Source organism: Streptomyces sp. NPDC029466, assembly GCF_055574515.1.
In genome coordinates this window covers 1-11781 of record NZ_JBVHZH010000089.1, presented here as the reverse complement: position 1 = coordinate 11781, position 11781 = coordinate 1, and the positions used below count along the sequence as shown (strand labels likewise).

Genomic DNA, 11781 nt, shown 5'->3' with positions numbered 1-11781 from the left:
GAGATCGGTCTGGAGCTGGTGACCCGCACCGCCGTCCCGACGGTTCTTGTCCGTGCCCAGCAGGACATCCCGGCCAGTATCGGAAGCGGCAATGTGACGGTCGGCGTCAGTCTGCACGCCCCCTGCGAGGGGCTGCTGGCCTTCGCCTTCGAAACCGCCTCCCGGCGGGCCGTCGCGCTGCGCGCCGTGCACGGCAGACACCTGTCCGCGTACGCCTACACCCGCGGCGGCGGCGTGGACCGGACTGCTGCCGAGGAATCGGCTCGGATCGCACGAGACGAGTTGGCTGCGGCTTTGCGCCCGTGGAGTGCGAAGTTTCCGGACGTGCACCTCGACGAGCAGGTCATATTGGAGAGTCCGGCGCCCGCGCTTCTGCACGGCACCGCGAACGCGGAGTTGCTGATGGTCGGCCGTCGGCACAGAGGCAGCCTGTTGCCCCCTCGCATCGGCCACGTCGTCCAGGCAGCCGTGCACCACGCCCCGTGTCCGGTAGCGATCGTCCCCCACGACTGATCCCATGGCACAGCACGCCCCTGTGGGGAGGCACCGAGGAGTGTGGTGCGGATTGCCTCGTGGGCCGCATCGGACATCGGTCACCCGCGCGGCGGGCGCCCGGGCAGCTGGGGCCGGTGCACCCCGCGCGGGGGCCGACCGGCCCATGTGCCGCGTACGCACTCGGCCCGAGGCTGGGCATGAAGGCAACTCACCTTCCTCGTGCAGGGAGATGCGCACCATGAAGGCACTCGTCTATCACGGGCCCGGACAGTCCTCCTGGGACCAGGTCCCGGATCCCGGCATCAAGGACGCTGCCGACGCCGTCGTCCGCGTCGACGCCGTCACGATCTGCGGCACGGACCTGCACATTCTCAAAGGCGATGTCCCCGACGTGGCAACGGGCACGGTGCTGGGGCACGAGGCCGTCGGCGAGGTCGTGGAGGTCGGCGGCGACGTACGCACCGTCCGGCCCGGCGACCGGGTACTGGTCTCGTGCATCTGCGCCTGCGGCCGCTGCCGCTTCTGCAAGGAAGCGCGGTACGGCCAGTGCCTGGGAGGCGGCGGCTGGGTGCTCGGGCACCTGATCGACGGGGCCCAGGCCGAATACGTACGCGTCCCGTTCGCCGATCTGTCCGTCCATCCGCTGCCGCATTCCGTGGCGAGCAACGACGCGGTCATGCTGGCCGACATCTTCCCCACGGCTTATGAGGTGGGGGTCTTGAACGGTGCCGTCCGGCCGGGCGACACCGTCGCCGTGATCGGTGCGGGGCCCATCGGGCTGGCTGCCATCATCACGGCGCGGCTCCTCACCCCCGCCCGGATCATCGCCGTCGACCTGGCCGAGCCCCGTCTACAGGCGGCTCGTCAGCTCGGAGCGGACGCCATCGTCAATGCAGCGGAGGCTCCCGAAGACCTGATCTCGGACCTCACCGACGGTTTCGGTGCCGATGTCGCCATCGAGGCGGTAGGCGTGCCGGAGAGCTTCGAGCTGTGCACCCGCGCCGTACGCCCTGGCGGACACATCGCCAATATCGGCGTCCACGGAAAGCCGGCCACGCTGCACCTCGAAGATCTGTGGATCAAGGACGTGACCATCACCACCGGGCTCGTGGACACCTGCACGACCCCGGTGCTGCTGCGGATGGCGTCAGCGGGACGTCTCAACCTGTCGTCGCTGGTCACCCACACGTTCCCCCTCGATCGTATGGAAGAGGCCTACGAGGTCTTCTCCACCCCGGCCGACAGCGGCGCGCTCAAGGTCGTCCTGAACGGGCTCGCCGCGCCATGACCGCACTGGCCGCAGCCCCTGGCCGAGCCAGGACCGGTACGCGATGACGAACAAGGAGCCTCACTCCGACACGGATCACCGGCCGGCGCATTCGCGTCATGGGTTCGCATGCACAGGAACCATCGACAAATACCTCATGAGGACGAGGAGTTGAGGACTGACGCCGGTCGGACGCGCGGGGTTCACAGACCCTGATCACGTCACCGACCGGAGTGGCCGCACTCCCTGCCCCGCGAGCTCTCGTACGGCCAACTCCCGGTCCGGCCGGACCTGCGTTCACACCGGCTGAGGCACGACCGCCACAGGGCACTCCGCGTGGTGCAGAGCGGTGTGCGCCACCCGCCCCAGTTGGAGCCCCAGACGGCTGTCACGGCGTTGTGCTCCGATGACCAGCAGATCCGCGGCGGCGGAGCGTTGCATCAGTACCTTGTGGGCCGGGCCCTCCACCGTGACGCGCCGTACCCGCACGGCCGGATACTCACCGGCCGTCTCCTCCAGCGCCTCGTCCAGCACGGCCGATGCCCGGCCCTCGTGGTAGCGCTCCGGATCTCCGGCCAGCAGCGGGTGGTCGGTGGTCTCGTGCGCGGGACAGCGCCAGGCGCGGACGGCATCGAGGGTGCAGCCACGGGCTGCCGCTTCCTGGAAGGCGAATCGGACGGCTTCCGAGCCTTTGGCCGAGTCGCCGACGCCGAGCAGGACGCGCTCATGTGTCCCTGCGAGCCCCGCCTTGTCTCCGCGTACGACGATCACGGGGCAACGGGCCCGGCCTGCGACGGCCAGTCCGACCGATCCCAGCAACAGGCCGGTGAAGGCGCCGCGACCGCGCGAGCCGACGATTACCGCGGACACATGGTCGGATTCACGCAGCAGCACGGATTCCGGGTCGTCCCCCAGGACCTGTGTGGAGACATTGACGTCCGCGTTGCGCAGGTTGGCGCGTTCGACCGCGGCCCCGACGATGTTGTCGGCGAGTACTTCCCCGGCAGGACGCTTCAGGCTCAGCCCGAGCGCCGTGTCCTCGTAACGCTCCCATCGGGAGGCATACACCAGACGCAGCGGCAGTGCGTGGCGGGCAGCCTCGTCCACCGCCCAGTCGAGCGCCAGGAAACTCGCATCCGATCCGTCGACCCCGACGACCAGGGGGCGCACCATCGTCCTCACCGCCTTCCCACACCACCTCACGAGGGTGCCGGCATGCTGCTTGCTCCGGGCCCGCACGTATCGGCGAGACGAAGCCGCGTGGCCTGAAGGCGGCGCGCGACCACACCGAGGACGCGACGGGTCACTGCGAGGCCGAGGACCGGGTCCGCGTCACAGAGGGCCCGTACCGCCGTCGCATCGAACTCGTACGCCCGGACGGGGGTGAATGCCTCCGCTCCCATGCGCCAGGTGTACGGCGGCACCACCCATGACCAGCCCACCAGGTCACCGTGGCCCAGCATGTCGACAACCACCGACCGACCGCCCGCTACCTGGATGTCGAGATTCACCGAACCGGTGCGGATGATCCAGAACCGGTCGGCGAGCCCGTGTTCCTCGAAGATCCGCGTACCTGCCGGAAACGACACCTCATGGGCGAACCGCAGCAGGCGTTCGCGTCCGTCGGCGGGAAGCACATTGAGGAGTGGCGTGGTGGTCATGGCGGTTTCTCCCGGATCTCGCCGGCGACGTGCGGCCGCCGGCCTTGCCCAAGCCGGTCACCACCAGCGTGCACACTCGGCCGGTGTTCGGTGCAGGGGCTGTTCGGCGCGGTGTGGGGGCCGAAGGGCCCCAGAGCAGGGGCTCAGGGTCCGAGTGGCAAGGAGTGCGCCGGCCGGGTGAGCGTCGCCGCGTGCCCCGGTGCGGAAACGCTCCGGTTCGAGCGCGACAGAAACACTGGCGGGCGAGGGCCGGTCTGCCCCTGAACCCACCGCCCACCCCTGGACCACCCACTTCTGGATCTAGATCCTCCGTCGCCGACCTCAACATCGTCGTTCGGCAGGAGCCACCTGGTGGTGCGTCGATCGCACCGCCGGCGTTGATCACGTACCCGGTACGCGCCGGCCCGCCGGACCCGAAGGATCCACGCAAGCCGCTGGTCATCCTCACGCAGTAGCGGCCGGGGTGGAGCCTTGCTCCGGCTCACCGCGAGCCTGTCCGAGTGCCTCGTGTACGCCCGGTGTCTCCCTGCTCGGTGTGATGACTGATGCCGGGCGGCTGGCCTATCTCCCCGTGCCGGTGACCGTCGACCAGAAGTTCGCCGAAAAGTTGGCGGATGTTGGTGGTACAGCGACATACCAAGCCCTCCACAACCGCGGCGCTGTCACCTCGCTGTGATCCATAGAGAGCCGGGCCCGTGACTGCCTGTGGGCCCGGCTCCGGCGGCGAGTAATTTGAGGTGTGGTTCAGGCCACCGACCTCCTGCGGTGTCTGACGGCGCAGTGCCTGACGCGGGACTCCGTCATCGTTCCTTCAGCCGTCGCCGGACGACCTTCGCCAGCTTGCCGATCGCGCCGCTGATCAGCACACTCAGCACGACCAGCCCGGCGAAGACGATGAGGGGATGCCATGCGGACTCCTGCAGCCAGGGGAGCACATTCCTTCCGACCCAGCCGACGTCGGCCTTGGGCTCCGCGCCGCAGCAAGGAGGCTCCCCGGCCTGCTTCCCGAACAGCCATGACCTTTTGACTGTCGCCCCGATCACGATCAGGACCGCCAGTATCAGGGCCAGAAAGGCCGGTAGCAGCCGTCTGCTCACGCCCCAGGCCGCCAGAACGATGAGCAGGGATCCGATGGCCAGGAGTACCACCGCGGTGAGACCCAGGAGGGCGCCGTCCCCGTTCATGGCCCAGATCGCCAAAGCCACGAAGGCCAGCCCGAGGACCATCAGCACCCGGGGCGAGCCGCTGGTGAGACCGGCCGCCCGGTAGGACACCATCGTGACGGTTCGGGCGGACGAGAAGAAGGGTTTGACCGACGCCGGTGGCTCCTTGAATCCGGTGAGGGCGCCGGTCGCCGTGGCCAGGGCCTTGGTGACCGTGCGGGTGAAGAGGGGTTGGCCCAGCTCCTTGGCGAGCGTTTCGTCCGGGACCGGGCAGGTGGCGAGTGCCGCGGCCACCGCCTGCGCGTTCGCGGGCTCTACTGCCGCACCGGGCTCGCGCGCGGAGTCGATCAGCTTCCGTTGTTGTCGGCTCCAGTTGCGGCTCACGGCGGCCGAGGTGGCTGCCTGGGCCGCCGCCAGCGCTCTGTCCAGGCTCCCGGCCTGATCGAGTACGTTTCTGGCCCATGGATCGTGCCGGGTGGCGGGTGTGCCGAGCATCTGCTGGGCCACGACCGGCAGTTCGTTCGCGGCGATCCACTCCTGCCAGCGCAGTGCCACCCACAGGGAGGTCAACGGGAGGCCGGCCGGTACGGGCTGGGCAGGGTCGTCGAGAAACTTCAGCTCATCCCGGACCTTGTCGGCGGTGAGCAGGATCTCGGGCTCGCCCGACCTCTGTACCGGCCAGCCCGCCGGCTCCATGCCGTCGAGCACGTTCCGGCGCAGCTCCTCGTAGAACCAGTGGCTCCGTTCCGTTTGCGGGGCGGATGACTTTTCGGCGAGCTGATGGACACGCCGAGGATCGAGCAGCATGTGGACGAGCCAGCCGGCGCCGTCCAGTCGGCCCCAGGCCCAGTCGTTCGCCCGCCACGAGGGCTTGTAGAAGGCCCCGAAGTGATGCAGCTGCATTCCGTTGAGCTTGGCGGCCGCGGTGACCCGATTCGGGGCGAGCACACTGCGGGTGTCCGCGCTCACCTGGATGAGCTCGACGGGCTGCTCCACCTCCACGCCGACGGGCAGCACGGAACGCGTGGCGACATGCAGGTCAAACAGATGGGTCGGGACGGCTCCAAGGTCTTCGCGGAGGAATTGCAGGTAGCACCTGAGCTCCTGCGAGGCGCGCTGCTGTCGCTCCGCTGCCGTCTTCCGGCCGAACGGACTCTTCTCCGTGGGCGGCGGCGCACCGTCCTCGTCGCCGATGAGCAAGCGCAGGTCGCGCACGATCGCGGCCAGCTTTTCCCAGCCGTCCTGGAGGGATCCCTCGGACGGATTGGCAGGTGCGCTCAGCTGTGCTTCGTACTTCTGGGCAACGGTTTTGGCCACCTCGGTGAGAGCGGGCCAGCTGGTCCCCTCCAGGGCCCTGAGCGTCTCGTCGACGAGAGCGTCGGTGTCCGGCCGCGCCTCGGTGACGAAGGCTTCGTGTGTCCGGCGGGTCAGTGCCGATAGTTGGGTCCAGGCATCCGGCCTGCTGGTGTACGCCGCTTGCAGCATCGTCAGAACCGTGGCCTTGGCACCGTCGAACGCGGGCCGGCCGAACTGGGCCAGCCGGGCGCTGTCCCCCGGGCGGGGAAAGCGCCACTCCGCGGAGACCGCCGCCGCGGCCGCGTCCCGGCAGTCCTGCTCCGCGCTGAGCCCCGGTTCGAGCGCCTTGAGCCAGGCCGTCGGCATCCGCTCCTTCGGCATCGTCGTCACGGCCCGCATGAGTGAGGCGATGACAGGCCGGACGAGCCAGACGGCCTCGCGTGCGCGGTAGTCGGTCAGCATCTCCTGGGTGAGCAGTCGGCCGATGGAGCGGCACCGTACGCCGATCTCCGCCATGCGCAGCCGGGTGTCACGGATCGAATCGACCCGCTCGTTGTGGCGGCGCAGGGCTGTCAGGTCCGCCTGAATGCTCTGGCCGAGGATGCTGGCGAGGTCCTTGAGCAGTGCCTCACCCATGGTCCAGGGGGCGTCGAAGGATTCCTTCTCCCGAGGCGCTTCGCGCGGGTCGGGTGTTTCGCCGGGGGACGGGACGACGTACAGGAGCACCCGTCTGACCTGGCGTTCGGCCGGGCGGTCGAAGATGGATTGCAGCAGCGGGCCGATCGGGCGGTTCGCGAGCAGGCCGCCGTCGGCCACCCAGTGGTCACGGGTGATGTTCACGAACTTCCCCATCGCGGGGTGCCTGAGGACTTTGCCGCCGGAAGCGGGGATCTCCTTCTCGTACGGAACGAACGCGGGCTCGAAGGCGGCGGGATAGGAGGCACTGCAACGCGCCGCGAGAGCCACCAGGTCGTTGCGGTCGGGGCCCGTGAGCTGTTCCTCGTCGAATACGAACAGACCTCGCCGGTCCACGTCCTGGACCAGGGTCCCCAGACTGTCGGTGAACCGGCTCGTCTCCCCCGTGAGCAGGGTGGTGGTGATGAAGACCTTGGTCTTCCGTGCGGTTCCGTCGGGCAGGGCCGGCGCGCGGAAGTGCCGGTCCGCGGTCTTCAGCTGCCCGATCCCCGCCAGCAGATCCTTGAACAGCACGCCGTCACCCTGAAGCAGCGAGGGCGGCCTGTGCTCCTTCGGGTCCCGCAGCAGGGTCTCGAAGGAGCCGGAGGTCAGCCAGAAGTCCCGCAGGTCGCCCAGATCGAGCGAGTTCGCCCGTGCCAGCCCGAGCAGTGCCCCGTTGATTCCTCCCGCGCTCGTTCCGGACAGCATGTCGATGCTGACCGTGACGTCGAGCAGATTGAGGAGGCGGACATAGAGGTCTCGCACCCTGCCGTCGCATCGCGTCGACACGGCGAGCTCGGATTCGAACGGGCGGTCGGCCTCCGGGTACCGCCGCCAGGCCGCCTGCTGGAGCAGATTCAGCTCGCGGGCGACACCGCCCATCCAGATCGCGAGGCTCACACCTCCCGTCATCGCGGTGGCGATACGGATCTCCTGCGTGTCCGCACCGACCTGCTTCACATCCATGCCCTCGCTCCTCCGGCCCGGACCGCTCGTGTCCAGCCCGGCCAGAGTCGCCCAGCCTGCCGCGCCTGGCACGCCACCGCACGGCATTCGGCTTAGGAGTGCTGCCCCGGCACGTGGGTGAAGGGGCGGGCGGTGGACCGTGCCGTCCGTGTGGGGCGGGGGATCTTACGGACGCGGAGTGGGCACGACTGGGGAGGGGCGGCCCGACGGGAGTCTCGTGCGAGACCGCTTCTCCCCACGGCGACGGCCCATCCCACACACGTTTCCCGAGCGCCGGGACCAGCGGGCCGACCGTCGGCGGCACAGGGGCCGAGGCGGTCGCCCCGCCGGCTTCGACAGGGCACGGTGTAGCCGCAGGGACGAAGTCGAGCGGACCCACAGCGCGCTCAAGGACTCCCGGGCCACGACGACCCGGTACGACGACACAGCGTTCGTCTTTCACGGCACAGTCACCGTCGCCGCGATCCGGCCGGGGATCCGTTAATGATCGGCCGGATTGTCCTCAGGCCACCGAGAGCGTCTTGACACCGGACAAGAGGGGCACGAGCGAGTAGTTCCCGTCCCCCGCACCGCACGACACCTGCGCATCAGCCGTTGGAGACGTTCGTCCCCGTGGCGAACCGCCCGTCACCGCCCGGCACCACGGTCGTGAAGTGATTGCTGGCCGAGGCCGAGTACAGGGAGCGTCTTATGGACAAGCGTGGCGGTCTTCGCTGTTTCCACCCTTGTAGTGTGCCATTAGGGAGTGACCGGGAACCCTGATATCGGGCGGCTCCGCCGCACGGCACATCGGCATGCTGTGGGGCGGCGGAGGAGGAGCCGAGGAGCCAGGTCGGGTGGGGGTTCGGGTGGCAATCAGATGCAGCTGCTCGGACTGGCGGTATCCCTGTTGCCCGGCCTTGCCGCGATGGCGGCCCTGCTCTTCACCTGGGCATCGGTGAGCCAGGCCAGCAAACAACTACAGATTGCCGAGCACGGCCAAATCACCAACAGGTTCAACGCCGCGATCCACAATCTGTCATCAGCGTCATTGGACGTTCGTGTGGGTGGTCTTTACGCTCTGGAGCGCATCATGCAGGACTCCTCGCGGGACCAGCCCACGGTTGTCTCGGTGCTGACCGCGTATGCGCGTGAACACGCCCGTCCCCCGGCCGGCGGCGGCCAGTCGGCGCGGCGGGCCGGGAAGCCGCCCACTGACACCCAAGTAGCGATGACCGTGCTGGCCAACCGCCAACCCGAACACGATGGAAGGAGAGGGCAAGGCAGGAGGGACCTCGACCTCACCCACGTGTATCTCCGCGGGATGGGTGGCCTCGGGGTGTGGGACGAGGCCCATCAGAGGGTCGTGGGCATTAACTTCCCCGAGACCGACTTCACTGGTGCGGACCTCAGCAACGCGGATCTGGAACACGCCGTCCTCAGCTCGGCGGTACTGGCACAAGCGGTCCTTAAGGAGACGTCCTTGGGCTACGCCAACCTCAACGACGCCGGCTTGGAGGGCGCCAACCTCTCGGACGCAGACCTCCACCAAGCCGACCTGAGCGATTCCCGAGCGAGGAAAGCACACTTCACCGACGCCGATCTGAGCGATGCGGATCTGTACCGCGCGGACCTTCGGAACGCTGACTTCTCCGGCGCGATCCTCACCAGCGCGGACCTCAGTGGGGCAAAACTCTCGGGCGCTGACCTCACTGAGGCCGACCTCACAGGCGCGGATCTTACGGGTGCCGATCTTACGGGCGCGGATCTCTCCGGCACCAGACTCGACCGGGCGACGCTGAAGCAGGCCCGTGGGCTACCGAAGTCTTTGGGTGGGCGGACCCGCTAGGGAGCGTCTGATGTGCAGAACGCGGCACGCACCGGCAGGCGGTTACGGCTCGACCGGGACCGGCTTCTCGGCCCGCAGGTCGCTGACGAAGCCGCCGTTGACCGCGCGCATCCAGTAGGAGTGCGTGCGGCTCGCGGGGGGAATGTCGGGGTGACGCTCCAGCTTGCGGTCCATCGAGGTGGCGCCGGCCTGGACGTCCCGTTGGAACGTGTAGGGATGCCACAGGCCGATCTCGCTGGAGTAGAAGGGCTTGCGCTCCATCAGGATCACCTGGTCCGGGTTGCCCTGCGCGGGCTTCCACGAGACGCGTACGGTGGCCGCGTCGAGGCGGTCGACGGACGTCAGCGCCGGCGCCTTCGGGATCACCGAAGAGGCCGCGGGCTTGAGGTCGTTGCTGTGGATCATCCGCGGGACGGACGGATCGTAGTGCTCCGGGTTGTCCAGCTTCCCGGTGACGCGGAGCGCGGTGGGGGCCTGGCCCCGCTCGCCCGCGCACGCGTCGACCTGGACGACCTTGCGCCAGTCGTCGGAGATCCTCACGTAGTCCTCCTTCTGGGGCGTCAGCTCGCGGACGCCGCCGCCGAAGACCCCGCTCACGGAGTAGACGTAGCGGGAGTCGTGGGAGCGGACCACCTGGTAGCTGCACCCGTCCACGGCCGCGGCGCGCGCGTTGATCGCCGCCCGGAGCGACGGTGCGTCGTCGGCAGGTCCGGCGGCGGGGGCCGGTGAGGCCGCTGTGGCGACGCCTGCGCCCGAGGCGAGGGCACCGAGACTCAACGCGCATGTGGCGATGGCGGCAGCTATACGAGAGGTCATGCATCCTCCGGTGACATCCAGCGGCTCACGGGGAGCCGGCGAGCGAAGACGTGCTGGGCCGGCCCGGGCCGGCTGTGTGGCCTGAGAACGGATACGTCTGCGGCGCGGGATGCCTCGGACGTGCGGTCGGCCCTGATCGGGATCATCGATCAGGGCCGGACGCTACCGGCAATTGACGGTCAATAGGAAGTCAAGGCGCGGCAAAGCGAAGGTTTTGCGTCACCCTTCTTACGCCGTTCACGGTCGCCGACGCGATGGCCGACTGGGCCACAGCGCTTCGTGTGCCGGGTCGGTGTGCGGAGGAGCTCGTCGTGCTGCTGGACTCAACCTGACCGTCACGGGGTGGCAGAGCTTACGGCGGCTGCGCTGTCCACCTTGCCGGCACCCCAGTCGTGTCCGGAGGCTGCGCCGGTGAAGGCGTCGAGGCGGGCGGAGTCCATGAGGAGCCGGATCAGTTCGGACTGCGTCATCGTGGGGCGGGCCTGCAACATGAGGGCGCAGACGCCCGTCAGATGGGGCGCGGCCATGCTGGTGCCGGACATGGACTGGTACTGGTTCGTGCCCGCTGCTCCCACCAGCGCCGAGGTGATGGCCTGCCCCGGAGCGGCGAGCGTCGGTGCGTCCCGGCCGTCGCGGGTGGGGCCACGGCTGGAGAAGGTCGACAGGTTGCCCTGGCCGGCGCCCTTGGTGATGTAGGACGCGGCGGTGACGACCTTCCGACTGGTGCCGGGTACGGAGATGGTGACGTCATCCCTGCGGTGGCTGCCGATGAACTGGGGGACGACATCGCCCCGCTCCACCCAGGCGTGCCAGCGGCCGCTGTCGGCCACCGCGAGGCCGGTGAGCGTCAGACTCCAGCTGCCGGGCACGAGCGCCGTCTGGCTCGCCGGGCGCAGCTGCACATAGATCCGGTTGTCACCGTTCTCTCCGTGGTGGACGACCGAGTCGACGAAGGCCCGGTTTCCGCCGGGCAGCGCCAGCTCGGTGGTGGAGCCCGGGGTGACCTCGGCACTGGGGATGCCACCGGGCGGGGTGATCCGCAAGGAGAGACGGTCGTTGCCGGAGTACCAGAGGTCGATCGTGTCCGGTGTGGCGTCGTCGGCGGGCACCGCGAACCGCACGGTCTCCACCTCGCCCTCCGCCAGCTCCCCGGTCGCGTGCACACCGGCGTTCGCCGCGTTGCCCGCGGATTTGACCAGGGCGTGCCCGGCATCCCGCAGCAGATTGTCGATACCGCGTTCCAGCAGGCTGGAGCCGTCGTGGGGGCCCAGATTGTCCCCCTGGCTGATGTTGATGACCGCCGGCCGGCCGAGGGACTCGGCGACATCGAAGATATAGCGCACGGCGTCCAGCGTGCTGGCCGAGTCGCCCATGGCTTCGGTGGTCAACCGGTTGGCCACCACGATGAGTTCGGCCTCCGGCGCGACGCCGATGAAGGTGAACCCCGGCTTGCCGTTGCCGGGTGACGAGCCGTCACCGGCGGCGATCCCGGCCACATGTGTGCCGTGTCCGACCCGGTCGTCCATGTGCCGGACGACGCCGAGCGGGTTGGGCGCGGAGAGCGCGAGATCGATCGTGGCACGCGGGTACTCGACCCCGTAGCCGAACGGTGTC

8 protein-coding genes and 1 pseudogene are annotated in these 11781 nt (G+C 69.1%); 4 read left to right on the top strand and 5 right to left on the bottom strand.

Annotated features, from left to right (window positions below; all coding sequences use genetic code 11):
- Both ACZ4XD_RS36445 and ACZ4XD_RS36440 read left to right on the top strand, forming a co-directional pair.
- On the top strand, window positions 1-513 hold a 513-nt coding region (locus ACZ4XD_RS36445), incomplete at its 5' end, for a universal stress protein (RefSeq protein ID WP_468049733.1).
- 220 nt (window positions 514-733) lie between these two features.
- On the top strand, window positions 734-1783 hold the full coding sequence (locus ACZ4XD_RS36440; protein WP_468049731.1) for a zinc-dependent alcohol dehydrogenase family protein: 1050 nt from the start codon (window positions 734-736) through the stop codon (window positions 1781-1783).
- A 276-nt stretch (window positions 1784-2059) separates the two neighbouring features.
- On the opposite strand, the gene ACZ4XD_RS36435 is transcribed toward ACZ4XD_RS36440, so the two are convergent.
- The 3 genes from ACZ4XD_RS36435 to ACZ4XD_RS36425 form a co-directional block, all read right to left on the bottom strand.
- A complete protein-coding gene (locus ACZ4XD_RS36435) occupies window positions 2060-2935 on the bottom strand; it encodes a universal stress protein (protein WP_468049729.1) in 876 nt (291 codons plus the stop codon).
- Window positions 2936-2961: 26 nt separating this feature from the next.
- A complete protein-coding gene (locus ACZ4XD_RS36430; protein WP_468049727.1) occupies window positions 2962-3423 on the bottom strand; it encodes a Crp/Fnr family transcriptional regulator in 462 nt (153 codons plus the stop codon).
- Between the two features lie 800 nt (window positions 3424-4223).
- On the bottom strand, window positions 4224-7523 hold the full coding sequence (locus ACZ4XD_RS36425; protein ID WP_468049726.1) for a patatin-like protein: 3300 nt from the start codon (window positions 7521-7523) through the stop codon (window positions 4224-4226).
- A 220-nt stretch (window positions 7524-7743) separates the two neighbouring features.
- On the opposite strand from ACZ4XD_RS36425, the pseudogene ACZ4XD_RS36420 reads away from it, so the two are divergent.
- Window positions 7744-8007 (top strand): annotated as a pseudogene (locus ACZ4XD_RS36420) (IS5/IS1182 family transposase); the annotation flags it as partial.
- 375 nt (window positions 8008-8382) lie between these two features.
- Window positions 8383-9351 carry a pentapeptide repeat-containing protein gene (locus ACZ4XD_RS36415; protein WP_468049724.1) on the top strand — a complete coding sequence of 323 codons (969 nt, stop codon included), beginning with the start codon at window positions 8383-8385 and terminating at the stop codon, window positions 9349-9351.
- 42 nt (window positions 9352-9393) lie between these two features.
- Here the strand turns inward: ACZ4XD_RS36415 and ACZ4XD_RS36410 are convergent, their stop codons facing one another.
- Both ACZ4XD_RS36410 and ACZ4XD_RS36405 read right to left on the bottom strand, forming a co-directional pair.
- Window positions 9394-10167, bottom strand: coding sequence for a hypothetical protein (locus ACZ4XD_RS36410; RefSeq protein ID WP_468049723.1), 774 nt, complete (start codon window positions 10165-10167; stop codon window positions 9394-9396).
- Between the two features lie 335 nt (window positions 10168-10502).
- Window positions 10503-11781 (bottom strand): S8 family serine peptidase (locus tag ACZ4XD_RS36405; protein WP_468049721.1); only part of this gene is annotated, 1279 nt, incomplete at its 5' end.